General features: G+C 60.0%; 21 protein-coding genes and 1 tRNA gene. 4 read left to right on the forward strand and 18 right to left on the reverse strand.

What is annotated here, in order from left to right; translation table 11 throughout:
• Window positions 1-58: 58 nt before the first annotated feature.
• Both HF931_RS14045 and HF931_RS14050 read right to left on the reverse strand, forming a co-directional pair.
• Entirely contained in the window at window positions 59-460 is a 402-nt protein-coding gene (locus HF931_RS14045; RefSeq protein WP_035552367.1) for a hypothetical protein, read from the reverse strand.
• Between the two features lie 179 nt (window positions 461-639).
• Window positions 640-715: transfer RNA gene (locus tag HF931_RS14050), tRNA-Lys, on the reverse strand.
• Between the two features lie 125 nt (window positions 716-840).
• Here HF931_RS14050 and HF931_RS14055 point away from each other — a divergent pair.
• Complete coding sequence (locus tag HF931_RS14055; protein WP_051602707.1) at window positions 841-1521, forward strand: hypothetical protein; 681 nt, start codon at window positions 841-843, stop codon at window positions 1519-1521.
• Here the strand turns inward: HF931_RS14055 and tgt are convergent.
• The 4 genes from tgt to HF931_RS14075 form a co-directional block, all read right to left on the reverse strand.
• Window positions 1496-2638: a tRNA guanosine(34) transglycosylase Tgt gene (gene tgt / locus HF931_RS14060; protein ID WP_035552369.1), complete on the reverse strand. Its 1143-nt coding sequence runs from the start codon at window positions 2636-2638 to the stop codon at window positions 1496-1498. The genes HF931_RS14055 and tgt overlap by 26 nt on opposite strands.
• Before the next feature lie 42 nt (window positions 2639-2680).
• Window positions 2681-3673, reverse strand: a complete 993-nt coding sequence (locus tag HF931_RS14065; RefSeq protein WP_035552373.1) for an amidohydrolase family protein — start codon at window positions 3671-3673, stop codon at window positions 2681-2683.
• Between the two features lie 94 nt (window positions 3674-3767).
• Window positions 3768-4655, reverse strand: coding sequence for a division plane positioning ATPase MipZ (locus HF931_RS14070; RefSeq protein WP_051602708.1), 888 nt, complete (start codon window positions 4653-4655; stop codon window positions 3768-3770).
• A gap of 40 nt (window positions 4656-4695) precedes the next feature.
• Window positions 4696-5142, reverse strand: coding sequence for a hypothetical protein (locus HF931_RS14075; protein ID WP_035552375.1), 447 nt, complete (start codon window positions 5140-5142; stop codon window positions 4696-4698).
• Window positions 5143-5234: 92 nt separating this feature from the next.
• Between HF931_RS14075 and panC the strand changes: the two genes are divergently transcribed.
• Window positions 5235-6113: a pantoate--beta-alanine ligase gene (panC, locus tag HF931_RS14080; RefSeq protein WP_035552377.1), complete on the forward strand. Its 879-nt coding sequence runs from the start codon at window positions 5235-5237 to the stop codon at window positions 6111-6113.
• Here panC and hisC read toward each other — a convergent pair.
• The 4 genes from hisC to xylB form a co-directional block, all read right to left on the reverse strand.
• Complete coding sequence (hisC, locus tag HF931_RS14085) at window positions 6097-7188, reverse strand: histidinol-phosphate transaminase (RefSeq protein WP_273240561.1); 1092 nt, start codon at window positions 7186-7188, stop codon at window positions 6097-6099. The genes panC and hisC overlap by 17 nt on opposite strands.
• Before the next feature lie 52 nt (window positions 7189-7240).
• Window positions 7241-8284, reverse strand: coding sequence for a LacI family DNA-binding transcriptional regulator (locus HF931_RS14090; RefSeq protein WP_273240563.1), 1044 nt, complete (start codon window positions 8282-8284; stop codon window positions 7241-7243).
• Between the two features lie 174 nt (window positions 8285-8458).
• Window positions 8459-9805 carry a xylose isomerase gene (xylA, locus tag HF931_RS14095; RefSeq protein WP_273240565.1) on the reverse strand — a complete coding sequence of 449 codons (1347 nt, stop codon included), beginning with the start codon at window positions 9803-9805 and terminating at the stop codon, window positions 8459-8461.
• A gap of 13 nt (window positions 9806-9818) precedes the next feature.
• A complete protein-coding gene (gene xylB / locus HF931_RS14100; protein WP_035552382.1) occupies window positions 9819-11264 on the reverse strand; it encodes a xylulokinase in 1446 nt (481 codons plus the stop codon).
• Between the two features lie 213 nt (window positions 11265-11477).
• Here xylB and HF931_RS14105 point away from each other — a divergent pair, with 213 nt between their 5' ends.
• The gene (locus HF931_RS14105) at window positions 11478-12365 is read left to right on the forward strand and encodes an aldose 1-epimerase (protein WP_051602711.1); all 888 of its coding nucleotides are present in this window, start codon (window positions 11478-11480) and stop codon (window positions 12363-12365) included.
• A gap of 5 nt (window positions 12366-12370) precedes the next feature.
• Here the strand turns inward: HF931_RS14105 and HF931_RS14110 are convergent, their stop codons facing one another.
• Complete coding sequence (locus tag HF931_RS14110) at window positions 12371-13423, reverse strand: LacI family DNA-binding transcriptional regulator (protein ID WP_035552385.1); 1053 nt, start codon at window positions 13421-13423, stop codon at window positions 12371-12373.
• A 137-nt stretch (window positions 13424-13560) separates the two neighbouring features.
• Entirely contained in the window at window positions 13561-14685 is a 1125-nt protein-coding gene (locus HF931_RS14115) for an endo-1,4-beta-xylanase (RefSeq protein WP_035552388.1), read from the reverse strand.
• Between the two features lie 119 nt (window positions 14686-14804).
• Here HF931_RS14115 and HF931_RS14120 point away from each other — a divergent pair, with 119 nt between their 5' ends.
• Window positions 14805-16544 carry a glycoside hydrolase family 43 protein gene (locus tag HF931_RS14120; protein ID WP_273240568.1) on the forward strand — a complete coding sequence of 580 codons (1740 nt, stop codon included), beginning with the start codon at window positions 14805-14807 and terminating at the stop codon, window positions 16542-16544.
• Between the two features lie 55 nt (window positions 16545-16599).
• On the opposite strand, the gene HF931_RS14125 is transcribed toward HF931_RS14120, so the two are convergent.
• The 6 genes from HF931_RS14125 to HF931_RS14150 form a co-directional block, all read right to left on the reverse strand.
• The gene (locus tag HF931_RS14125) at window positions 16600-19179 is read right to left on the reverse strand and encodes a glycoside hydrolase family 3 protein (protein ID WP_035552391.1); all 2580 of its coding nucleotides are present in this window, start codon (window positions 19177-19179) and stop codon (window positions 16600-16602) included.
• Between the two features lie 73 nt (window positions 19180-19252).
• Window positions 19253-20680: a sugar porter family MFS transporter gene (locus HF931_RS14130; RefSeq protein ID WP_035552394.1), complete on the reverse strand. Its 1428-nt coding sequence runs from the start codon at window positions 20678-20680 to the stop codon at window positions 19253-19255.
• Window positions 20681-20911: 231 nt separating this feature from the next.
• Window positions 20912-21292 carry a hypothetical protein gene (locus HF931_RS14135; RefSeq protein WP_035552396.1) on the reverse strand — a complete coding sequence of 127 codons (381 nt, stop codon included), beginning with the start codon at window positions 21290-21292 and terminating at the stop codon, window positions 20912-20914.
• An 87-nt stretch (window positions 21293-21379) separates the two neighbouring features.
• Window positions 21380-22420, reverse strand: a complete 1041-nt coding sequence (locus tag HF931_RS14140) for a DUF3137 domain-containing protein (protein ID WP_051602713.1) — start codon at window positions 22418-22420, stop codon at window positions 21380-21382.
• Between the two features lie 66 nt (window positions 22421-22486).
• Window positions 22487-24214, reverse strand: coding sequence for a dihydroxy-acid dehydratase (ilvD, locus tag HF931_RS14145; protein WP_273240573.1), 1728 nt, complete (start codon window positions 24212-24214; stop codon window positions 22487-22489).
• Window positions 24215-24278: 64 nt separating this feature from the next.
• The gene (locus HF931_RS14150; protein ID WP_273240575.1) at window positions 24279-25274 is read right to left on the reverse strand and encodes an isoaspartyl peptidase/L-asparaginase family protein; all 996 of its coding nucleotides are present in this window, start codon (window positions 25272-25274) and stop codon (window positions 24279-24281) included.
• Window positions 25275-25296: the final 22 nt, after the last annotated feature.

The following is a 25296-nucleotide window of genomic DNA, read 5'->3' on the forward strand; positions in this document are numbered from 1 at the left end:
AGGACCGATCAGGCAGAAACCGGACGGGCAATTACCCGGTCCGGCTTTTCATGCTGCACTATTGCTTGGTTTCGACGCCAGGATCATTCTGTGAATAAGCGTCTTCCAGCTCCTGCGTATCCGGCGCGGGCGTCTTGGCGCCAGCCTTGGTCGCCTCTGCGCCGGTGTCCGCATTCAGCGTCCCCGGGGCATTGGGGTGGCGACCATCGCGCGGCATCAGGACCGGATTGTTGCCTTCGTCGAGACGTTGGGCACGCTCTGCTGCCGTGCCGGGTGCGTCCGGGCGATCTTTCTGTCCGTCATCTCTCAGGAAGCCATGTTCGCCGTCTCGGGGCTGGTCAGCGGTTTCGCGAAAGCCTGCCTGGTTGGTGTCATCGCGTCCGGGCGTCTCGCCCTCTCCGCGCTGTTGGCTCAAATCGTTTCGGCGCTGGGGATCAATATCTGTCTCGTACTTGCTCATGATGGTCTCCTTTCAGAGAACCAACGGGCCGAACAGCATGGATGTTCCGACGGTTCTAACGGTCGGGTTGTTAAATGGTCGTAATTGGAAAAAAGTCTTCGCTGGGGCGTCAGGCATTCCGATCCGGAAATCGATCCTCGATCGGTTTTTTGCCGCCACGCGTCAACGGAAGGAAAGAATGGTGTGCCCTACAGGGGTCGAACCTGTGACCTACTGATTAAAAGTCAGTTGCTCTACCGACTGAGCTAAGGGCACGCCGGAACGCGCGATTTAGGCGACCAGAACGGTCGGGTCAACCGCCTCTTGCACCCTATGGCTTGAAGTCGCCACAATTTTCGCATCACCCTCGCCAGATGAGACGTATATGGCCCCTAATTCCTGTGATTCTTCTGGTTGGCGCCTGCGCCAGCCAACCTGCACCTGTTCAGCAGAAGACCGATTCGGATGGCAATCTGACGGAAAATGTCGGAGACGCTGCCGGCAGCGCCTACACCCAGACACGTGACGGCCTTGGCGATGCGGCCCTGTCTCCGCTGGAAGATCTGAATCTGCGCCGCCAGCCTATTCCGGAAATCCTGAAAGGCGTCGAAAGCCCCTACAAGCTGCCGCAGGAAATGACCTGCGAACAGATCACGGCGCAGATTGCGGCACTCGACGCGGTGCTTGGCCCTGACTGGGATACGCCTGTTCCTGACGAGCGGCTGCGCACCGAGAAACTTGCTGATTCTGCGTCAGACGCCACGCTGGGCGCGATTGCGTCAGAGGCGCGTGGTCTGATCCCGTTCCGCGGCATCGTGCGCAAGGCCACCGGCGCGGAAAGCTATGAGAAGAAATACAACACCGCCTTCAAGATCGGCGCTCAGCAGCGCGCCTACCTGAAAGGAATGGGACTGGCCAAGGATTGCCCCCTGCCCGCCCGGCCGGACTTTACTGCAAAGCGGGACCCCACAGCGGTTACCTATAAGGGGGATACCCCCACTGCTCCGAACGAGCCCGCCGCCTATGATGCCTACCAGCAGAAGCAGCTGGACAATCTTACGCCCGTTCATCCTTCGGACTAGATTTCGTCGACGCCCAGGCTGTCTGCAAACGCGTGCGCAGCGCCTCAAACCGCCCTTCGGCGATGGAGGCGCGGATTTCCTGCATCAACGCCTGAAAGAACGCGGTATTGTGCCAGCTTAGCAGCATCGGCCCGAGATACTCGCCGGCCTTGAACAGGTGGTGATAGTAAGCGCGGGAATAGTCCTGGCTCGCCGGGCAGTTCACAGCCTCATCCAGCGGAGACACGTCTTCGGCAAAACGCGCATTCTTCACGTTCACCGGCCCATCCCAGGTCCAGGCCTGACCATGACGCCCTGACCGGGTCGGCAACACGCAGTCAAACATGTCGATCCCGCGCGCAACGCTCTCGACCAGGTCAATCGGCTTTCCGACGCCCATCACATAACGCGGTAGATGATCCGGCAGATGCGGGACCGTCATGTCGATCGTGGCGCACATCTGATCATGCCCCTCTCCTACGGCAAGACCGCCAAGCGCGAGACCACCAAAACCTTGCGAGACGACCCCCTTGGCGGATTTCTCCCGGAGGTCTGCATAGTTCGACCCCTGAATAATTCCAAAAAGGGTCTGCGCGTCGCGGTCACCGAAGGCATCCAACGAACGCTGGCCCCAGTCCAGCGACAAATCGAGACTGCGCTCGGCCTCTTCATGGGTACAGGGATAATCTGTGCATTCATCCAGCTGCATGGAGATATCGGCACCAAGCAGGTCCGCCTGAATCTCGATGCTGCGCGCGGGCGTCAGCCGATGAGTGGAGCCATCAATATGGCTCTGGAAGGTCACCCCATCCGGATCCATCTTGCGCAGCTGCGCCAGCGACCAGACCTGAAAGCCGCCACTATCGGTCAGCATCGGACCATTCCAGTGCGCAAAAGCATGCAAGCCACCAAGACGCTGCACGCGCTCAGCGCCCGGTCGCAGCATCAGGTGATAGGTGTTGCCGAGGATGATATCCGCCCCGGCATCCTTCACCTGATCCATGTAGAGCGCCTTCACCGTGCCGGCTGTGCCGACAGGCATGAAGGCCGGCGTGCGAATGTCGCCGCGCGGTGTTTTCAGAACGCCAGTCCGGGCCTTGCCCTCAGTGGCGGAGATTTCGAAAGGAAAAACTGCCATATCGGCGCTATAGGCGCTCTGGTGCGGCCTGCCTAGACGCGCCTACAGCCGATAGATGCGTCGGGCGGTTTCGCTGAACAGGGCGCGCTGCTCCACTTCCGAATATTTTGCGGCAATCTTCTTCAGCCCGTTCCACAAGACTGAATAGCTGAGCGACCAGCGGTCGACCGGGAAATTGCTCTCGAACATGCATCGCGCCGCGCCGAAGCAATCGATCATGTGATCATAATAGCGCGCCTGCGCCTCCACGAACTCGTCCGAGGTCGGCGGCGTCTCCCGCTCGTGCCAACCCCAGCCATTGTCGGGCATGGCGAGACCGCCCAGCTTGGCGACCACGTTCGGGCAATGCGCAAGGTCGGCCATATCGTCCTGCCATTGTTCGAAAATTTCCTCGCGCTTGTCGGCATAGGGTCCGATTCCGATGGGCGTGCCGAAATGGTCGAGCACCATCGTCGTGTTCGGAACCGCCTTCACAAGATCGAGGTAATCGCGGTTTTGGTGGTGATAGTGCCAGGTGTCATAGGACAGGCCATGCTCCCCCAGCAGCTGAACTCCGCGGCGGAAATCATCATCCGCATAAAGGCGTTCCGGCGCCCGGCCGGGAATGCGCAACGTCGCGCCGCTCGTGTCGCGCGAGCCAGCGTGGCGAATACCGCGGAAGAGCCCCTTGGCGGCCTCCATGTGGGCCTGCAGCACCTCTTCCAGATGCGAACTGCGCAGGTCAGCATGGCCAACTATGCCCGCGATATAGGGTCCGCCTTTCGTCTTCATCTGCTCCGCCGCCGCAACGATGAATTCTGTTTCACCGACGGGTTTCAGATGGTCTGGCCCGTCTTCGCGGTACGCCGCGCCGCATTCCATGAAAACGGTCTGCACAATCTTATGCCCACTGGTCAGGTCGCTCAGGAATTCCGGCACGTTGTAGTGCATATCGGCCTGGGGCCAGAGATGATGATGCGGATCGACGATTTCGCGGTCAGGGTCGATGATGTCTTCCTGAACCTGTGCCAGCCAGTCGCTATTGTTGAATACCATCTGCGTCCTCCTGTTTTTGCAGGAGTGTGCGGCCCAGAAACGTGAAAGGCCAGCCCGAAGGCTGGCCAATCGCAAAATCTGTTGTGTCCGGAGATCAGAACTCGATTTCTGCCCCGACCAGTTCCGGCAATTGCAGGATGATCAGCAGGTCGCGCATTTCCTGACGCGCTGCGACATGGCTCATCGTGAAGGATACGTTGGAGCCCTTCTCTGTCAGGTCCAGCAGGGTCAGGCCGGCCGGGAAGAGTTCGCGGTAGATCACACGCTCTGACAGGCCGGGCGCGAGGCGGAAACCGATCCGCTTCGAAAGATTCGTCAGCGCCTCACCGACGCGTTCCTTGTTGCGTGCAGCCAGCGGTGACATGCGGTTGCGCATCACGATCCAGTCAATCGGACGACGCGAGGTCTGCGCCTTCTTCTTGCGGCAGGACCAGACCATTTCGGAGTAGAAACTCGGACGCAGAACTTCCAGCGTCTGCGGGTTCACATCGCCCAGCAGGTCAAAATCCACAAAGCTGTCATTCAGCGGCGTGATCAGCGTGTCTGCATTCACATGCGCCAGTCGGGACAGATAGGTGTCGCCTCCCGGACCATCGATGATGATGAAGTCACACGCCTTTTTCAGGCGCGCTACACTGCTGAGGAAGCGTTGGGTTTCTTCGGACTCCGCCTTGTCGAGATCGCGCTCTGTCGAGGCATCCACACGCACGATTTCCGGCATTGGAAGCTTCGCACCGGTGGACTGCATCCAGCGCAGGCGGTTTTCGAGATAACGCGTCAGGCTGCGCTGGCGCACGTCGAGGTCGATGACGCCGACTTTCTTGCCCATCCGCATCAAAGCGACCGACAAATGCATTGACACCGTGGACTTGCCTGCACCGCCCTTTTCATTGCCCACGACAATGACACGGGCCTCGCGCTGCTGCGCTGACAGGTCCGGGCCGCTTACCGTTTCGAGCGGTGCGAATCCATCAGCGGGCATTACGGGCGACTCCTTCAGGGGTATTTCAGCAATTCAGGGTTCAGGCGACGTGGGACATCTCGGCGCTGGCCGGCTTGCCTCTGCTGATCACATCCATGAACAGGTCGGCATCTTCCAGCGGCGCTTCGCCGTAATGTGCAGCCATCGGCTCGCCATCGAAGAGAACATCGTCAGACATGATCGGACCGAACGCAGCCTGCATCGGCAGCTCAGCGCTGACGGGGGCGTGCGCCGCAATGTCGGTCAACAGGCCACGGAGGCTGGAGAGTGTGGTGGAAACACGGCCCAGATCACGGGAATACAGCTCGGCAGATTCGGTGACCGGGCTGCCATCGCGGTCAAACATCCACTCGTCGACCGACGGGTTCAGATACTCTGTAATCGGCTCTGGCATGGCCGTTACAGCTTCCCTGGACTTGCCTGCAGCCAGTCGGAGACCGATAGAAAGCGCGAAGGTTTTAAGCGGAGCGAGAATGCGATGTGTCATGAGTTAGAAATTCCTCCGAATGGGTTAACAACGCGTTTACGAAATCCTCTGGCAGAGTGTTTTAAACAATCCTCAGACGGGAAGTTTTCATAGTGAATTCGACGACAGGTAAGTTAACGGCAGCCGTTCGCTCGCGCGCCGAATTGCAACAACAGGTTCGGGCATGGCGCCAAGCCGGTGAAACTATTGGATTTGTTCCGACGATGGGCGCCCTGCATGGCGGACATCTTTCTCTTGTGGAAAAAGCCGGCCGACATGCCACGAAAACCATCGCCAGCATCTTCGTGAACCCCACACAGTTCGCACCGGGCGAGGATTTCGACACTTATCCCCGGGACGAATCGGCAGATCGGGCAAAACTCGATTCGGCTGGCTGCGACCTGGTCTATTTGCCTACAGTCGAGGAAATGTATCCGGAGGGCACGCGCACCAATGTGCGTGTCGAGCAAATGTCGGATCTGCTGGATGGCATTTACCGCCCCCACTTCTTCTATGGTGTGGCCACGGTCGTGGCGCGCCTGTTCCTGCATGTTCAGCCGGATGTCGCCGTGTTCGGCGAAAAGGATTACCAGCAACTCCAGATCATCCGCCGCATGGTGAAGGACCTTGGCTTTCCCATTGAGGTTCTTGGCGGGGAAACGACGCGCGACGCCGATGGCCTGGCCCAGTCGTCGCGCAATCTCTACCTGTCGCCGGAAGAGCGCCGCGCAGCCGGAGCGATGCAGGCCGCGCTTCACCGCGCAGCCATGCGCCTGTCCATCGGCGCGATGCCGTCTGACGTGCTTCAGGAGGCCCGCGACCTGATCATGGCGTCAGGCTTTCGTGAGATGAACTATGTCAGCCTGGTCGATCCCGCTTCATTGGAAGACCTGCCAGACGCGCCCCTGCCCCACGGAACGGTTGCTCGCCTGCTCGGCGCAGCCTGGCTCGGCAAGACGCGTCTGATCGACAATATCAGTGTGACGCGGTGAAATCCGACAAGGCGGCCAGAACGGCCTGATTGTCCTTAGCTGAGCCAACCGTAATGCGCAGACGTGACGGCAGACCGTAGCCGCCGACCGCACGCACCAGAATGCTGCGCGCCTTGAGGAAATCATTGGCCCCACTCGCGCGCTCGGCCGTGCCGAAATCCGGCAGGATGAAATTCGCATCACTTTGCGGCGTGGGAAGCCCCATTGCATTCAGCGCCTCCGTCATGCGGGTGCGCCATTCAGAATTGTGATCCCGGCTTTTTGTCAGGAAGTCAGCGTCGCGAATGCTCGCCATGCCGGCAGCGACGGCGAGGCCGTTCACATTGAAGGGGCCGCGGATACGCTGGTAAGTCGCCGCGATTTCTTCCGGCATGTAGGCCCAGCCCAAACGCAGCGCGGCAAGGCCGTGGATCTTCGAGAAGGTGCGCATCATCACGGTGTTGGCCTTGCGGTCCACGAGGTCGCGAATCTGCGCCTCATAATCCGGTCCGACATATTCGGCGTAGGCCCCATCGACCACGAACAGGACGTGCGGCGGGAGCGCGTCCTGCAACTGCTTCAGCGCCTCGACGGGCATCATGGTGCCCGTTGGGTTGTTCGGGTTCGCGAGGAACAGGATCTTTGTCCGCTCAGACACAGCGCCAAGAATGGCATTCACGCCTGCGGTCAAATCTGTCTCCGGCACCGTCACAGGCGTTGCGCCATGCGAAAGCGCAGAAACGCGGTACATGGAAAAGGCGTGCTCGGTGAACAGGATTTCGTCGCCCGGCCCGGCATAGCATTGCGTCAGAAGGTGGATGATCTCATCGGACCCCGCAGAGACCACCACACGGCTCGCATCTGCGATTCCTGTTGCCTCTGCGATCGTTTCCCGCAAGGCGCGGTATTCGGGATCGGGATAGACATGCACATCGCCTGCTACGGCTTTCATGGCCTCGATAGCCTTGGGGCTCGGCCCGAACGGGTTCTCGTTCGAAGCAAGCATGATCACGGGGCCTGTGGCGCCGGCGAGTTTGCCACCGGGCACATAGGGCTTGGTCTGGGCGATATGCGGGAGAGGCTTGATCTGGGTCATCGCCGCGCGACTTACACGAAAGCGGCAGTCTGGGGAACTCGCGATTTGCGCGTCAGTCCTTTGGCGCTGCGGTCGATTCGCGCAACATCAGTCGATAATCGAGCAGCTTGTGTCGCGGAGTGTCGCCGTTTGGAGACGCCTCTTCCAGCAACATGCTGACAGCCTCGGCGGCGAGTTCACGGCTTGGCTGGTAGATCGTCGTCAGCGACGGGCTGATCGTGGTGGCCAGCGGCGTGTCGTCGAAACCAACCACGGAAAGCTGTCGCGGAACGTTGATCTGCTTGCGATAGGCAACGGCAAGGACGCCAGCCGCCATGTCGTCATTGCTGGCGAAGATCGCCGTGGGTCGACGGTCGTGCCCGAGCATTTTCTCAGCGGCGAGCACACCGGAATCGAAGGTGAAGTCGCCATCCTGGATCAGGTCGGGCACCTTGATGATTCCCGCCTCAGCGAGCGCTTGGCAATATCCAGCAAAACGCCGACGCGCCTGGGCGTGTGTGTCTGCACCCTTGATGAAGCCGATGCGGCGATGGCCGAGCTTGATGAGATAGTTCGTCATCTCACGCGCGGCGGCGGCGTCATCTATGGCGACATCCTGCCCATGCTCGACATCTTCAGCGGGCGCGATGCGGACGAAGGGAATGCCCCGGTCCTGTAATTCCGAGATCAGCTTGTCGTCATCCGAAAGTGGCGGCGTGAGAATGGCGCCGGCCAGCTTGGTTTCTGCGCGCAGGGCGAGAAGCGAAGAATGATTGTCGCTGCAATCTTCCGTGATCAGGCTGTAGCCATAGGCCTGACAGCGCTGGAGCGCGCCGAGCTGAACTTCGCCGATATAGTTGCGGGAGGGGTTTGCGTAGAACAGGCAGATGATCTGGCTGTGGCGCGCGCGCAAATTCCGGGCATTGTGATTGGTGCGATAGTTGAGCGTCTTGACCGCTTCGAGCACTTTGACGCGTGTTTCTTCGCGGACATTGGTTTCGCCGTTGAGCACCCGGCTGACCGTCTTGAAAGACACCCCGGCCTCGCGCGCCACGTCGATGATTGTGGCGGGCCGGACGTTGCCGGTGGCCCGTTGTGTTTTCAGTCCGTCAGTCATTGCGGCTCCTTGGGTGGAGCCTTCAGGAGCCAAACGGCCTCACTGCCTGCGACAGCCGCAGGCCGATCCGACCACTCATGAAGGCATGGTGGCCAAATCTAGCGTTTTTGTCCCTGCAGTGACAAGGCCTTGCCAATCGGGGCACCCCGCTGGCAAGGCCCGATACTGTCCTGACTATTTCAGGCTGCGGTTCACCAGGTTTTCGAGCATTTCCTGGCGGCCGCTCGTATGAGACGGGTTGAGGCCCGATTCGGCTGCCTTGTTGGCGATGCTTTCGAGGCTGGCGCCTTCCGACAGCATGAGCTTGCCGAGGTCGGAATTCTCCCAACCGGCGTAGCGCTCGGATTTGAGCTTGGCGAGTTCGCCCTTCTCCAGAATGTCCGCCGCGGAGAGCAGCGCCCGCGCAAGCGCGTCCACACCGCCGACATGTGCGTGGAACAGGTCTTCCACGTCGCTCGACTGGCGACGTACCTTGGCGTCGAAGTTGAAGCCGCCTGTGTCGAGGCCACCGGACGGCAGCAATTCGATCAGTGCCAGCGTGATGTCACGAACGTCCAGATTGAACTGGTCCGTATCCCAGCCATTCTGGTAGTTGCCGCAATTGATGTCGATCGAGCCCATGATGCCGAGTGACACCGCTGTCGCGATTTCGTGCGCGAAGCTGTGGCCTGCGAGTGTGGCGTGGTTTGGCTCGATGTTCACATGGACCTCGTTCTCAAGACCGAACCGCTTGAGGAATCCGTACACGGTTGCCGAGTCGAAATCATACTGATGGTACATTGGCTCGTGCGGTTTCGGCTCGATCAGGATCTTGCCCTGGAAACCGATCTTGTGCTTGTGGTCCACAACCATCGCCAGGAAGCGGCCGAAATTGCTCAGCTCACGGTCGAGGTCTGTGTTCAGGAGCGTGTCATAACCTTCACGGCCACCCCAGAGCACATAGTTCTCACCGCCAAGCGCTTCAGTCACTTCCAGACAGTCACGCACCTGACGCACGGCGCAGGCCGCGACTTCCGGGTTTGGATTGGTCAGGCCGCCGGCCCCGAAGCGAGGATTGCTGAACAGGTTTGCGGTGCCCCAGAGCAGCTTGACGCCGGTGGCTTCCTGATAGGCTGCAAGGCGATCGGCCTGGCGCTTGAAATTGTTCGACAGCTCGTTCGGCGTCGCTGACTCTTCGGTGACGTCGACATCGTGGAAGCAATAGTAAGGCAGGCCCAGCTTGCTGAAGAATTCAAAGGCTGCGGCCATCTTCGCATCGGCTGCGGCGCGGTCATTCGCGGCGCCATGCCAGGGGCGATTGAACGTGCCACCGCCGAAGACGTCAAAGCCGTCCCAGCAGAAGGTGTGCCAGTAGCAAACCGCCATGCGCAAATGGTCTTCCATCCGCTTGCCCATGACCATCTGGTCCTTGTTGTAATAGCGGTAGGCCAGCGGATTGTCGCTGTCTGGTCCTTCAAACTTGATCGGGTCAATGCCCTTGAAGACGGGGTCACCGTCCACTTTGATCTGTCCGTCAGCCATTGGTCATATCTCCTTAGAAGGTATCTTTCAGGGTACGGTACAAAGTACCGAATTTCTCATATTTCGGGGCGAGCTTGTGGATGTCTGCTTCCTTCGGCTCGACGATTTGCAGCACTTCGGGCGCTTCAAACATTTCTTCGATCGATCCGCCCAGCACCGAATAACGGGCCAATCTCGCCGCGCCGTAGGCCGGCCCGGTCGCCGCGCCATCGCGGTAAACCATCGGACGATCCAGAACGGCTGACAGGATGCGTCCCCAATAGGTGGACTGCGCCCCGCCGCCGATGACGGAAATGGAATGCACATCAACGCCGGACTCGACCAATGCCCGGAAGCCGTCTGCCATACCGAAGGCAACGCCCTCCAGCACGGCCTGCCCGATCTGTGCGGACCCGGAATCATGGGTAAGACCAAACAGGACACCCGACGCGTGAGGATTATTGTGAGGTGTGCGTTCGCCAGACAGATAGGGGAGGAAGAATTCAGGCCCGGTCAGGCCCGCCTCTGTCTGCGCAAGGCGCACAAGTTCACCCGCATCGGATGTCCCGGTCAGTTTGACGGCCCAGTCGAGACAGCTTGCGGCGCTCAACATGACCGACATGAGGTGCCAACGCTCCGGCAGGGCATGACAGAAGGCATGCGCCGCAGACTGAGGGTTGGAACGGAATGTGTTGCCTGCAACGAAGATGACACCGGATGTGCCGAGCGAGAGCAGCGCCTCACCCTCGTCAATCACGCCGACGCCCGCCGCACCGGCGGCATTGTCCCCGCCCCCGGCGACGACCGGGACGCGATCCATGCCCCATGCCTCAGCCGCCTCCTGGCGCAGGATGCCAGTCACTTCGTGGCCTTCATAGAGTTTTGGCATCTGGTCGACGGTCAGGCCGCACGCGGCGAGCAATTCTTCAGACCATGTCCGCTCCGCCACATCCATCCAGAGTGTTCCGGACGAATCCGACATGTCGGATGCAAGCTCTCCTGTCATCCGCAAGCGGACGTAATCTTTCGGCAGCAGGACTTTTGCGACTTTTTCGAAGGCCTCAGGCTCATGACGGCGAACCCATTCGAGCTTCGGCGCAGTGAACCCCGGCATGACGAGATTGCCACCCTTCTCGACAAAGGCAGGCGTGTTTTCTTGCAATTCGCGGCACTCATCAAAGCTGCGCCCATCATTCCAGAGAATGGCCGGACGGATTGGCGCAAGGGATTTGTCGAGCAACGTCGCGCCATGCATCTGACCTGACAGGCCGATGGCTTTCACCTTGTGGCGACGGTTCACGTCCAGCTTGGCAACGGCCATGTTCGTGGCCGTCCACCAGTCGGACGGGTTTTGCTCAGACCATAGAGGCTTCGGACGCGAGATCGGCAGGTCTGCCTGGCTGACTTCGATCTGCCGGCCCGCCTCATCGATCAACGCCGCCTTGACGCTGGATGTGCCAATATCAATCCCTAGAAACACGTTTCCAAAGTCCTCCCTGGCAGTCGATCTGAACGCGACCGCTCGTAAATGATAACGCTATCATTCCATATCTGCCACCTCAAGAGCGCAAGATCAATTCGGAAAAACTCGCAATTCTGTCGCATCCCACTCCAATAGAGCAGCCGATGCGCCTTTTCATGTTAGCGTTCTCATGCTTTTTAGCGGCAAACAGAACAATATGGGAGACCCGCAGTGGCTGATTCCCCTGCGCTGGCGCAGCTTTTACTTGAAAATGGACCCCTGACTTTGACGCTCCTGCCCGGCCTTGGCGGCAGTGTGGGTGCGCTGAGGCACAATGGAGAGGACGTGTTGCGCCCCCTGTCCCCGGATGCAGAGCGAAGCCCGCTTGAGACCGCTGGCTTCCCCCTCTTCCCGTTTTCAGGCCGAATCTCGGATGGGCACTTCACATGGCAGGACCGCCGTGTGGCGCTGCAGCCGAACTTCCTGCCCGAGACGCACGCCATTCATGGCCAAGCCTGGCTGAGCGCGTGGCGGGTGGCAGACAGTGATGAGGCGCGCGCGCGCCTCGTGTTCGAGTATGAGCGCGGCGACTGGCCCTGGCGCTATCGTGCCGAACAGGACTTTCAACTGCTGGAAGACGGGCTGGAACTGACCCTGTCCCTCACCAACAAGTCAGACGAGTTGATGCCCGCAGGATTCGGCTGGCATCCCTATTTTCCGCGCCAGGACGCGCGCGTGAAGGTGGCCGTGGATCGCATCTGGAAAGCAGAGACCGGCATGATCCCGGATCAGCTGACCCGGCCAACCCCGGCAGAAGACCTGACGGACTGGCGCGTGGTCGACCAGCTTGATCTCGACAATGCCTACACAGTAGCGACACCGAGCGCGGAAATGGAGTGGCCAGGCCGCCGCCTGCGCGTTGATATGGCATCTGACCCCGCGCTGGGTCATGTCGTCGTTTACGCGCCGCCGGGGCAGGATTTCTTCTGCGTTGAGCCGGTCAGCCATGCGCCCGACGCGGTGAACAGCCGGCATTCGGCAGACGTCACCGGCCTGAGAACCCTGTCTCCAGGCGAGACACTTTCTGCAAAAATATCGCTTAAAATCAGAGCTGTCTGACTGCGCTAGCTGACGCGCTTGACGGAATCGCGTTCGATGATTGCGACATCCAGAACCGGGTGCAGGTCCTTGCCTGCCTGATCCTCGTCCCCAATGAATGAGGCGAGCAGGTCCACTGACTGATAGCCCATTTCGGCAATCGGCTGGCGCACGGTTGTGAGCTGTGGCCAGATCGCGCTGGCAATCGGTGTGTCATCGTAGCCGACAACGGAAATGTCTTCGGGCACACGTTTGCCATGCCGGAAAGCGGAAGCGATCACACCTGCCGCCATGTCATCATTGCTCGCAAAGATGGCCGTTGGTGCGTCTGCCATATCGAGCATCCGGTCGGCCGCTTCCATGCCACTGCGATAGGTAAAGCGACCCCGGCGCACGAGGTCCGGGTCGATCTCAAGCCCGGCCTCCGCCATCGCCATCTGGAACCCGCTATAGCGGCGATGGGACGAGATCTGGTCTTCCGCACCGATCACGAATCCGATGCGCTTGTGGCCTCGCTCAATCAGGTATTCTGTCATCTGCTTTGCAGCGGCCTCGTCATCGATCGACAGGCTGGTGCCGGACCCGGACCGTGTGCGCGGCGCGATCAGGACACAGGGAATGCCAACTTCATCCAGCTTGGACAAGAGCAGGTCATCTTCGCTGAGCGGGGGTACGACGAGGATGCCGTCCAGCCCGGCGCCGCTGACCCGGCCGACGAGTTCGTCGACATCTTCAGGCTCTTTGTAGGAGGAGAAATCTTCCAGCACCAAATGGTGCCCCGCCTCGCGGCAGCGGTTCATTGCGCCGATCAGCAATTCGCTGAGATATGAATTGCTGGGATTGTTGAAGATCATGCCGATGAATAGCGAGTTGCCGCCTGCCAGACTGCGCGCGAGCAAATTGGGCCGGTATTTGAGCTCGCGAATTGCCTCTTCGACGCGTGCACGGGTGGCCTCCCGCACAACATCGCGCCGGTTCAGGACGCGCGACACGGTCATCTGGGACACTCCGGCGAGTTCCGCCACTTCCTTGATGGTTGCGTGTTGCCGGCGTCCCGACTTTGAAATTTTTTCGGCCATTCTTTTTATTCTCTTCCCTCAGCGGGTCGCACTACCCGCTGTTCCTCAATTATCGCGCATATTCTCAACTATGAACATCAAACGGTTTCTGTAATTTTTACAAGACGATTCAGGCAGATGGCGAGTCGTGTCGCACCCTAGGCCCGAACAGGTGCCGCACGCAGCGCCGCTGCAACGGCATCGTGCATGAGTTTCGGGCGATAGTCGGAATCATACAGGGTTGGACGCTTCGCGATCCCGTCTTCGCGGGGCTTGAAGCCCTGAAGCCAGCTGTGATTGTCAGCGATGCCCCAGACGAGAAGATCCTTTGTCTGCTCATAGCTGAACATCATGTCGAGATAGTCGCGCGTAAAGGCCGCGATTTCCCGATCCCTCTGGGCAATTCCGGGCACCATCATGGAATCATTCACGTCGAATTCAGTGAGATAGATATCGAGCCCCATGCCGATCGCCTCTTCCACGAAGGCCCGCCAGATCTTCTGCTGGGTGGCGGTGAACGCCGATGGCGGGGCATCATTGGAATGGCTTTGGATGCCGAGCGCATCAATTGGCGCGCCATTGCGCTTCAGCCGTTCGAGGATACGCAGCACGCCGGAACGATGTTTTTCATGGCTCGGTTCCCAGCTCATGTAATCATTGTAGGCCAGCGTGGCATTCGGCGCCGAGGCGCGGGCGGAATGGAAGGCGAAGTCCAGGACATTCGCGCCCATCGCACGCGTGAAGGAGGTTTCGCGAATATCCCCCGTTTCCGGGTCGATGGTCTCGTTCACCACATCCCAGGAATAGATGAAGTCTGAATGGCGAGAGGCGACGCGTTCGATATAGCCGCCCAGCAGCGCTTCGGCCTCAGCGGCGCTGGCGAATTGCTTTTGATTGACCCAATCCGGCAACCAGTCGGGATGTTGCCAGATCAGCGTGTGCCCCCGCATGCCCAGCCCGTTTGCCTTGGCGAAATTCACAAGTGTATCGCCGGGCACCCAATTCATCGCATCGGGGGTTGGCTGGATGGTATACATCTTGTGCTCATTCTCGGCCACGATCACCGCGCAATCGCGCAGGACGATGTCGAGGTATTCAGCCTGATTGACTTCGCGGGCATCCATGGACGTGCCGAAGCGAATGCCTTTTGCCGCCGCGAGGTCTTTCAGCGGGGGTGTTTCCCCTGAACGGGCAGATGTCACGCTTTCCGGTGTCGCGCACGCGGCGGTGCCGGCTGCGGATGCCAGCATGGCGAGCGTGTGGCGTCTGGTGAGTCGAGTCATGTTTCCTCCCTTGGGCTCATCGACCTTTTCGGCCTTGGCATCGTAATTATGATAACGCTATCATAGCCAGATCAGAAACCGGGTCCAGACCGGACACGAGCATTAGGGAGCCCAAACAGATGACCGACCGCCCCATTTCACGCCCTGCCGCCGCCAGCGCGCTTGCCATAGCTTTGGCAATGCTGACGGCCTGCGGCGCGCCGGATGCGCCCACCCAGCAGACCGTCACCGAAACATCTGATGCGAGCTTTTCCTATTTCACCTACTCCGGTAGCGATCCGGTGTTTGATGCGCCGCTTGAGGAGAATCAGGCCCGCAATCCGATCCTCGCCGGATATTATCCAGACCCGAGCATCGTTAAGGTGGACACGGAGTATTACCTTGTAAACTCCTCCTTCACGCATTTCCCGGGCATCCCGATTTTCCGCAGCCAGGATCTGGTGAACTGGACGCAGATTGGAAATGTGATTGATCGGCCAGACATGCTGGACTTTTCCGGGCTGACCGTATCCCGAGGTGTATTCGCCCCGACGATCGAGTTTCACGATGGCTTGTTCTACGTGATCAATACATGTGTGGATTGCGGCGGCAATTTCATCGTCACCGCAAGTGATCCGGCCGGCCCCTGGTCTGATCCGCAATGGCTGCCCCATGTCGGCGGGATCGACCCGTCGATCTTCTTTGATGAGGATGGCAAAGTCTACATTCTGAACAATGATGCGCCGGAAGGTGAACCGCTCTATGAAGGCCACCGCGCGATCTGGATTCGTGAAGTCGACGCGGAAACCTTCGAGCCGATTGGCGAGGCCGTGGTCGCGGTAAATGGCGGCGTGGACCTCTCACAACAGCCCGTCTGGATCGAAGGACCGCACCTCTACAAGGTGGACGGCACCTATTATCTCAGCGCGGCGGAGGGCGGCACCGGACCACAGCATTCCCAGGTCGTCCTGACGGCTGACTCTCCTATGGGCCCCTTTACACCGCATCCGGACAATCCTGTGCTCACGCAGCGCGACCTGCCTGAAGATCGCCCGAACCCGATCACATCTGTCGGACATGTGGACTTCACGCAGGATGATGACGGAAACTGGTGGGCTGTCTTTCTGGGGACGCGCCCCTATCAAGGAAATGAATACAATACCGGGCGGGAAACCTTCCTGATGCCGGTTACCTGGGAGAATGGCGCGCCACGCATTACCGAGCCCGGCGAAGTGATGTCTTATGTGGTAGAGCGCCCCGCCTTGCCCGCTCAATCGCCCGGCCCGCTGCCCCTGACCGGAAACTTCACCTACACGGATGAGTATGATGAAGCGGCACTGCCGATGCACTGGCTGATGGTGCGCACGCCCTCTGAGCAATGGTATCGACTGGGCGGAGGAAATCTTTTCCTGTCGCCGGACGCGGAACCGATTGGCACGGCCGGACAACCGAACTTTCTGGGACGACGCCAGCAGCACACCAATGCCGAGGCGGTGACCGAAGTCTCCTTCACCGCCCGCGCCCCCGGCGCGGAGGCTGGTATCGCGGCTTTTCAGAATGATGCGGCCTATTACACGCTCGGCGCAAGTGTGGACGCAGATGGCACGCCTGTGGTGCGGCTGCGCAAGCGATTTGGGGACGACATGCCAGAGACGGGCGAAGTCGTGGCAGAAGTCCCCGCTGCCTCAGGCAATGGCGAGCCGCTGAAGCTCAAGATCGTGGCGCGGGGGCCGGAACTCAATTTCTACCAATCCGGCGCGGAAGGCAATTGGCAATCCGTTGCGCTGGAGCAGGATGGGACCATCCTCAGCACGGACAAGGCGGGCGGCTTCGTCGGCACGCTGTTCGGCGTCTACGCCCAAAACGGATCGTCCGACTAACCAAAAAAGGCGGCCCGGAACGGGGCCGCCTTTATATTCCCTTGTGGGAAAGCGCCTATTGCTCAGCGCACTCCACATCTCCGGTCGATGGCTCAAGCCGGACATCCGCAATCGCGACCGTGCCTGCCTCAACCGTTCCAATCACAGCCGGAATATCGACGTGTTCAAGATTGGTCAGACCCATGCAGGCCGTTGGCGCACGATACTCTGCCCACTCGTCTCCGGTAACCGTGAAGACCTCAACCGTCTCGCACTGTCCACTCTGATCGCAGGAGCCGCTGATCGCCAGCTTGTGCTCGCCGCCATCCGGCACTTTGGCCGCGAAGACGATATCCAGACCAGCTTCGCCCGCATCGCTCAGATCGACAGCGTTCGCGAAGGAGCCGATATAGAGCGCGCCTGATGGCTCGGACCATGACATGACCAGCGCATCTTCCTGAATCTCATAGTCTGTCCGTGAGACAGAGAGACCGGCCAGTTCCGTTGCACCGGCTGGAAGCGTCGTATACGACCCTTCAAAAGCAAGCAGCGCGCTCCAGCGATCACCGGGGCGACCGCGCTTGAACAGCGTCCGTGGATCTGCATTGCCTTGCAGGTCTTCCGACAGGCCAGGGTCTTCGCTCAACTCGCCGAGATTGGTCGCGGTGTCGCCATAGCTGAGGCCGTAGCCATAGGCGAACAATGGCTCATACGGCGCATCTTCAGAGTTCAGCAGGCCCGGCTGTGCGGAGGCTGGCCACGAGAAAGACAAACGCCCTGTGAAGTCATGCTCCGGCTCCGTCTGGAACAGGACGTCTGCAATACCGCCCCCTTCAGAGCCCGGCAGCCAGGCCGCAACGAATGCGTCGGAATCATTGATCTCTGGATTCACCCAGAGCGGACGCCCGGACAGGAAGACCGATACAACCGGCACGCCCTTGTCCTTGAAGGTTTCCAGCGTCTCGGTGTCGAAGCCATTCGGCACAAAATCCATCGTACGGATGTCGCCGATGCCTTCAGCATACGGGTTTTCGCCATAGACGGCGATCACGACATCGGCGTCCACATCCGTTTCCCCGGAAGGGTCGAAGACAAGCGTGCCGCCACCTGGCAGCAGCGCCTTCTCGATGCCCTCGAGAATGGATTCACCATTCGGGAAATAGCTGTTCTCATATCCGCCGCCCTGCCAGGACAGAGTCCAACCGCCAGCGGCCTTCGTGATGCTGTCTGCGCCATCGCCGATAACCAGAACGGTCTGGTCTGTAGACAGCGGCAGGAGATTGTCATTGTTCTTCAAGAGGACAAGCGATTCCCGCACAGCGCGGCGAGCCACTTCACGCGCTTCATCCGTGGCGAGCAGGCTTTCATCATTTGCGCCCGGACGCGCGCTTGGTGCCGGCTTGTCAAAGATGCCATAGGCGAGCTTCACACGCAGGATGCGGCGCACGGCGTCATCAAGGCGTTCCATCGGGATGTTGCCATCCTTCACGTGCTGCAGCGTGCTGTCATACAGGCCACGCCAGCTGTCCGGAGCCATATACATGTCGAGACCGGCATTCAGAGATTGCGGGCAGTCCGTATTCGTACAACCTGGCACCTGGCCATGACCATTCCAGTCACCCACAACGAATCCGGTGAAGCCCATACGGTCTTTCAGAACCTCGGTCAGCATGGCGTGACTGCCATGCATCTTCACGCCCTGCCAGCTTGAAAAGGACGACATGACGGTCTGCACACCGGCTTCGAGCGCGGTGAAATATCCTTGTGCGTGAATGTCGATGATCTGCTGTTCGGTCGCCTGCGTTTCACCCTGGTCGATGCCGTCCATTGTGCCGCCATCGCCAACATAGTGCTTCGCGCTAGAGATCACCCGACCATTACCGAGGAAGTCTTCATCACCGGGGCGCCCCTGCAGTCCGTAGACGATCCGTTCGGCATATTCGCGGACGATTTCCGGGCTTTCGGAATAGCCTTCATAGGTCCGGCCCCAGCGATCATCGCGCGGCGTGGCAATGGTGGGCGCAAAGGTCCAGTCATGACCGGACACGATCAACTCTTCTGCCGTGATGCGGGCAATGTCTTCGATCAGGTCCGGATTGTTCGCGGCGCCAAGGCCGATGTTGTGCGGAAAGATGGTCGCCCCGGCGAGGTTGGCATGGCCGTGGACGGCATCAATGCCCCAGATGATCGGAATTGCAATCTCGACGCCTTCCGGGTCGACGGAGGCCTCCCAATAGGCATCGGCCGCAGCGATCCAGGCATCCATCGGCGCGAAGGCCTCATCGCCGGGTGCGGAGCTGCCGCCGCTCAACACAGAGCCGAGACGGTATGTCTTCACATCTTCCGGCGTGACGCTGTCGCTGTCCGCCTGAATGACCTGGCCCACCTTCTGTTCCAGAGTCATCTTCGACATGATGTCGTCGATCTGCGCCTCAATCGCCGGGTCGAGTGCGGGAACCGTAATCTCCGGCCATAGCTCCGGCGTCACGACAAGATCGCGTTCAGTCATCAACGCGGTTTGCACCGGTTCGGCAACAGTCAGCGTTTCAGTCGTCTCGGCCTCTATCGGTGTGTTTGCGCAGGCGGCAACCAATGCCACACAGGCGACGCCACCCAGCAGTGAAATGATTGACGATTTCCGGACAGCCTTGGCCATCGCGACCTCCCTTGTTGATTTGTAAAAATCGCCCCCGCCGAACGTCCGGCGAGGGCGGAATGGTCGAAGGGCCCTAGCCCTGCATTTCCTCAAGCTCGAGTCCCTTGGTCTCGCGGACCGCCTTGAACACGAAGAAGACCGAGATCAGGGCACACACGGCATAGAAGCCATACGCACCAGCCAGACCGATACCAGCCGTTGCCAGCATGATCGGGAAGGTCATCGTGATGGCGAAGTTGGCAATCCACTGAGCAAAGCCAGAGATGGCGAGACCCGCGCCGCGCACCTGATTCGGGAACATCTCACCGAGCGCCACCCACATGACCGGGCCCCAGGATGCGTTGAAGAACACAACATAGGCGTTCGCTGACAACAGGGCGATCAAGCCATAGCTGCCCGGCAGGCTGACGGCGCCATCCACCGTAACCGCATTGGAGAAACAGACCACGAGCAGTGCCAGGGTGACCGTCATGCCAACGGAGCCGACCCAGAGCAGCGGCTTGCGGCCGATCCGGTCGATCAGCAGAAGGGCAATGATCACAGCCACAATGGAGACTGCCCCGGAGATGATGTTGATGAGCAGGGCATCGCTTTCGGAGAAGCCGACAGCCTGCCAGAGAACCGCGCCATAGTAGAAGACGACATTGATGCCGACCAGTTGCTGGAACACAGCCAGACCGATGCCGACCCAGACGATTGGTTTGAAGCCGAACTGGCCCAGCGCATCCTTGAGAGATGGCTTGTGGTCATTGGCGAGCGACTCTTCGATTTCATCGACCTTGCGGTGCGCCGCTTTTGCGCCGGAGAGACGTGTCAGGATCGAACGCGCCTGATCAGTCGACCCCTGGGCGACGAGGAAACGCGGGCTTTCAGGAATGAACAGCAAGGCAACGAGGAAGAAGGTTGCCGGCAGCAATTCCATCCAGAACATCCAGCGCCAGGCTTCAAAGCCGAGTAGCCATTCATTCATGGCTGATCCACCGGTCGCCTGCGCAATCAGATAGTTCGAGACGAAAGCGATGAAGAGGCCACTAATGATCGCGACCTGCTGGATCGAGGACAGACGCCCGCGATACTTCGCCGGAGCGACCTCGGAAATATAGGCTGGCGACATGACGCTGGCAGCGCCGACGGCCAGTCCGCCGATCACGCGATAGATCACGAACTCTGTCGACGATCCGGCAACACCGGACCCGAAAGCCGAAATGATGAAACAGACTGCCGCCACGATCATCATCGTACGACGGCCAAAGGCATCTGACAGCGTACCAGCCAGTGCCGCGCCGACAGCACAGCCGAGCAGCATGGAGGCCACGTTAAACCCGGTGCCGATATCCTGTGAATTAAAGGCCACGCGCAGGCCATCAACCGTTCCGTTGATTACGCCTGAGTCAAAGCCGAAAAGAAATCCGCCGATCGTGGCGACGGCGGTGATCAACAGAACCTGGCCAAAACTGCCCTGTCCTGCATCTGTGTTTACAGTCGTTGATGCGTCGCTCATTCCCGCGCGCCCTCCCATTTATCGCGGCAGGCAACCCCCTGCCCGCTTGTCTGCTTATTCCGAAGCGTAGCCTCGAATGTTATCGCACAACAAGGAGCCCATCAAAATCAAGTTGTCAACGTTGACACGTATGAGAATTTTGGTGGGCAATGCGAGTCAGTGCGATGGCGAACGGCCAGATGCGCACCAACGGGCGGTCAGGTCCAGAGTGACGTGAAGAACGTTACGGCGTTATTTATCCGTCGCACAGCTCTGATTATAGGACGCGATGTCCTGATTGAACTGGCGGGCAAGTGCCTGCAGGGCCTGTTCGGTGCCCATCAGCTTTTTCTTCGCTGCCTGGTAGGCCGACTTGTTCTGCTCCGCCTTCTCAGCGTGGGAGGCCGATGCGAGACGGTGGATCTCCGCATCTTCCCAAGCTTCGCCCTTCGCCTCGACGCTTTCGGCCATCTTGTCCCGCTTCACTTGCAACGCTTCGATCTCAGCCTTCTTTGGGACCATGGTTGCGGCCATTGCCTTGCAGCGCTGAACGTCCGCCGCCGTCATCGCCTGGGCGATAGCGGTTTGCGTAACAGCAACAAGCAATGCAGCAGCAACAACATATCTCATCATGGAAGGGGCCTTTCTCTCTCGTGTCGGCTTTATGGCAGGATGTCACTGAAGCAAAGCTGAACGCGCCTGCCCCGGAAGCGCCCCATTTCAGGATGGATCGCGGGCCAGGCCTTCATTGCGGCGGCCAATGATCACGGCGTCCATAATCCCGAAGATTGCGGCGAAATCCGTAAGCAGTTCCCGCACGCGGTCCACGCTGTCGAGCGGCTTGAACATGCTGCCCGGCTCAAACAGGTCGCCACCTTCCAGCGTAATGAACATCTCGCCGCCATCAAAACAGGCCTTCAGACGACCTCCATGAAAGGCTTTCTCCAGATCGACGAGATTTTGCATCAGATCCGGCGTCAGCAGGAAGCGGCTCTCCACCTGATCGGTCGTGTACACCTCGAAAATCTTTTCAAACACCGGATCTTCCAGCGACGCCCGGCTCATGCCCTTGCCTCCGCCGAAGCGGTTGAAGAAGCCGGCGTCCCGCGTGATCAGGGTGCGGCCATAAAATGTTTTCGTGAACTGGAAGCGCAGGCATTGGCCTTTGAACACCGTCACCCAATGCGTCCGGGTGCGCCCCTTGGAATCAGTTGAGGATCGCCGCTCCTCCAGATGAGCTTCAAACAATTCAAAATCGACGCCGTGCCGCTGGCCTGTCAGCAGGTCCTCATAACTGGCACGGTCCCAGATGGGTACGGTGCGGACATGGCGATGCTTGTAAATCGACTCAACCGAGCCGGGATCAGCGGTGAAGTTGAGACCCAGTTCACGCACGACCGGAAGGACGATCAAATCCTTCGCCTCCTTCCCCAGTCGCCGGACATCGCGGCCGCCCCAGTAAAGATACCCAATCCCGATAACGACCGCGATGATCGCGGCGATAGGGTGACGCACCAGAAACGCGCCGGCCAGTCCGCCAATCACGGCCAATGCAATGCCGACATATCGCGCCTGGCGGGCCTTCGCGACGGCGTCCTGACGTTCGGCCTCGCGGGTCAGCAAGGCAGGCCGGATCTCATCCTGAAACAGGCGCGGAAACCCCTGAAACTCTTCTGGCAGGTCGCCCAGGGCCTTCAGCACATCCGGATCGACCGGCTGCTGCGTTGGTCGGGGATCAATCGAAGGGGTATCCTGAGTCATCTGGGGCGGCCTCTAGCAAACAGACCGCCCCAGTTAAGCTTGGATTCGTAGCGGGTAAAACCCGTGTCAGATATCTGCGTAGACGTGTCGCTCGCCTTCGAAGCCCGGATGGGTCGTTGCGCCCTTGTGGGCCGGACCAACCAGCGCTGCGAATTTGTGCAACGCGCCGGAGCCATAGGCCGTGACGCGCGGTTTCCAATCGCGCTTGCGATCTTCCAGTTCGGCGGGCGTCAGGTGCACATCAATCGTGCCCTTCTCGGCATCAATCGTGATGATGTCGCCATCCTTGATCAGGCCGATCGGGCCACCTTCCTGCGCTTCCGGACCAACATGGCCGATGCAGAAACCACGGGTCGCGCCGGAGAACCGGCCATCGGTGATGAGGGCCACCTTGTCGCCCATGCCCTGGCCGTAGATCGCGGCAGTGGTCGACAACATCTCGCGCATGCCAGGGCCGCCCTTTGGCCCCTCATAGCGGATGACCAGAACGTCGCCTTCCTTGTATTCGCGATTGGTGACAGCCTTGAAGCAGGCTTCTTCCCCATCAAACACACGGGCCGGACCGGAGAATTGCAGCGCGTGCAGGCCAGCCACTTTCACAATGGCACCGTCCGGCGCAAGCGATCCCCACAGTCCAACGACCCCGCCCGTTGGCGTGATCGGGTCTGTCGCCGGGTGGATGACTTTCTGGTTCGGATCCCATTCGATATCTTCGAGATATTCCGCCCAGGTCTTGCCAGTCACCGTGAGGCAATCGCCATTGATCAGACCGGATTCGTGCAGCGTCTTCATCAGCATCGGCACGCCGCCCGCTTCACCGAAATCCTTGGCCACATAGTCGCCGCCAGGCTTCAGATTGGCAATGTAAGGTGTCTTCTGGAAGATCTTCGCAACGTCTTCGAGATCGAACTTCACGCCGCACTCATGCGCCATGGCAGGCAGGTGCAGCGCTGCATTGGTGGAGCCGCCCGTCGCGGCGACGACGATGGCGGCATTCTCGAAAGCTTCGCGCGTACAGATGTCCCGCGGGCGCAAATTCTTCTCAAGCAGCTGCATCACGACTTCACCACTTGCCACGGCGTAACCGTCGCGGTCAGTGTAGGGGGCTGGCAGCGCAGACGACAGCGGCAGCGCAAGGCCGATGGCTTCGGACACACACGCCATCGTATTGGCCGTGAACTGGCCACCACAGGCACCATCGCCCGGACAGGCCACTTTCTCCAGGGCGTGCAGCTTCTCGTCCGTCATGGAATTGGACCCGGCCGCATGCGCACCGACAGCCTCGAACACGTCCAGCACCGTCACGTCGCGCCCCTCATAGGAGCCCGGCAGGATGGAGCCGCCATAGAGGAAGACGCTGGGCACGTTCAGACGCAGCATGGCCATCATCATGCCCGGCAGGGATTTGTCACAACCCGCAATGCCGACCAGCGCATCATAGGAATGGCCGCGCATCGACAGTTCGACAGAGTCCGCAATCGTGTCACGGCTGACCAGCGAAGACCGCATGCCTTCATGGCCCATCGCGATGCCGTCGGTCACGGTAATGGTGCAGAATTCGCGTGGCGTGCCGTCGCCCTTCTTCACGCCTTCTGACGCGGCATGCGCCTGGCGCATCAACGCGGTGTTGCACGGGGCCGCCTCATTCCAGCAGGATGCAACGCCGACCAGCGGCTTTTGAATGTCCTTGGTCGACAGGCCCATTGCATACAGGTAGCTGCGGTGAGGTGCGCGCTCCGGACCTTCGGTAACGTGGCGGGAGGGCAGTCTTGATTTGTCCCAGGTCTTGCTCATGAGGGTGTTCTATCCTGTTTGGTGTTGATTGCCCCTAGCGCGCAATCCTTTTGCGGAAAAGAGGCTAATCGTCGCCATAGATGGCAGTTCTTGCCCCGGAAGGGTCAACGACGCCCCGGTACATGCCTTCCGAATTGAAGACAAAGGCGAAGGTGCCATCCGCGCCGATGACGATTACGCCGCCATCGCCGCCCAGTTCTGCCACTTCGCCCAGCGCTGTTCCGGAGGCCTGTTCAATTGTCTCGCCGGCCAGCTTTACCCGGTCGCAGATCGTTTTTGCCACGCCGACGCGGATGAAGTACTCACCATGCCCGGTCGCAGAAACGGCGCAAACGCCATTCTCTGCATAGGTCGCCGCGCCGATCAGCGGGGAATCTCCAACGCGGCCAGCAGCTTTCGCCGTCATGCCGCCCGTTGTCGTCGCCGCTGCAAGGTTACCGTCCTTGTCGATGGCAACCGCGCCGACCGTGCCGTGGCGATCTTCGGCGGTACGCTGCCTGTTTTTCAATACACGCTCCAACGCGTTCTGCCGACGCTCCGTGTAGAAGTAGGAATTGTCGACCATGTCGAGGCCCTGCCCCTCGGCGAAGGTATCCGCACCATCCCCAGAGAACATGACATGTTCGGACCGCTCCATCACGGCGCGGGCGGCCTTGACGGGATTGCGCACGCGCTTCACGCCCGCCACAGCACCAGCATTTCGCTCGCGACCATCCATGATCGATGCGTCGAGTTCGTGTTCCTGGCTGGCTGTCATCACTGCGCCATAGCCGGCATTGAACAGCGGATCGTCTTCCATCGGAATGACCGCCGCCTCAACCGCATCAAGCGCGCTGCCGCCCGAGCGCAGAACATCAGCCCCGGCTTCAAGCGCAGTTTCCAGCGCCGCGGTGTAGGCCACCTCCATTTCCGGACTCATGCCATCGCGCGTGATCACACCGGCGCCGCCATGAATGACCAGCCGCCATTCAGGCATGTTCGGCTCGGCCTCTGGCGCCGTGGGCGTGGCGCAAGCGCCCAGCAAGACCGCCGCAGCGGTCATCAGGTAGCGAAGGGTCATGAGGGAAGCTCCTGTTCATCCG

The organism is Hyphomonas atlantica corrig., assembly GCF_017795365.1.
Classification (GTDB): Bacteria; Pseudomonadota; Alphaproteobacteria; order Caulobacterales; family Hyphomonadaceae; genus Hyphomonas; species Hyphomonas atlantica.

Bases quoted from the DNA above. Each gene is read 5' to 3' on its own strand.
- HF931_RS14075 (WP_035552375.1), bottom strand. From the start codon at position 5,142: ATGACACATCGCATTCTCGCTCCGCTTAAAACCTTCGCGCTTTCTATC.
- HF931_RS14125 (WP_035552391.1), bottom strand. From the start codon at position 19,179: ATGGCCAAGGCTGTCCGGAAATCGTCAATCATTTCACTGCTGGGTGGC.
- HF931_RS14140 (WP_051602713.1), bottom strand. From the start codon at position 22,420: ATGACTCAGGATACCCCTTCGATTGATCCCCGACCAACGCAGCAGCCG.
- HF931_RS14135 (WP_035552396.1), bottom strand. From the start codon at position 21,292: ATGATGAGATATGTTGTTGCTGCTGCATTGCTTGTTGCTGTTACGCAA.
- HF931_RS14115 (WP_035552388.1), bottom strand. From the start codon at position 14,685: ATGACTCGACTCACCAGACGCCACACGCTCGCCATGCTGGCATCCGCA.
- xylA (WP_273240565.1), bottom strand. From the start codon at position 9,805: ATGGCTGACGGACAGATCAAAGTGGACGGTGACCCCGTCTTCAAGGGC.
- ilvD (WP_273240573.1), bottom strand. From the start codon at position 24,214: ATGAGCAAGACCTGGGACAAATCAAGACTGCCCTCCCGCCACGTTACC.
- HF931_RS14130 (WP_035552394.1), bottom strand. From the start codon at position 20,680: ATGAGCGACGCATCAACGACTGTAAACACAGATGCAGGACAGGGCAGT.
- hisC (WP_273240561.1), bottom strand. From the start codon at position 7,188: ATGACCCAGATCAAGCCTCTCCCGCATATCGCCCAGACCAAGCCCTAT.
- tgt (WP_035552369.1), bottom strand. From the start codon at position 2,638: ATGGCAGTTTTTCCTTTCGAAATCTCCGCCACTGAGGGCAAGGCCCGG.
- HF931_RS14150 (WP_273240575.1), bottom strand. From the start codon at position 25,274: ATGACCCTTCGCTACCTGATGACCGCTGCGGCGGTCTTGCTGGGCGCT.
- HF931_RS14065 (WP_035552373.1), bottom strand. From the start codon at position 3,673: ATGGTATTCAACAATAGCGACTGGCTGGCACAGGTTCAGGAAGACATC.
- HF931_RS14110 (WP_035552385.1), bottom strand. From the start codon at position 13,423: ATGGCCGAAAAAATTTCAAAGTCGGGACGCCGGCAACACGCAACCATC.
- HF931_RS14120 (WP_273240568.1), top strand. From the start codon at position 14,805: ATGACCGACCGCCCCATTTCACGCCCTGCCGCCGCCAGCGCGCTTGCC.
- HF931_RS14090 (WP_273240563.1), bottom strand. From the start codon at position 8,284: ATGACTGACGGACTGAAAACACAACGGGCCACCGGCAACGTCCGGCCC.
- HF931_RS14045 (WP_035552367.1), bottom strand. From the start codon at position 460: ATGAGCAAGTACGAGACAGATATTGATCCCCAGCGCCGAAACGATTTG.
- HF931_RS14070 (WP_051602708.1), bottom strand. From the start codon at position 4,655: ATGCCCGCTGATGGATTCGCACCGCTCGAAACGGTAAGCGGCCCGGAC.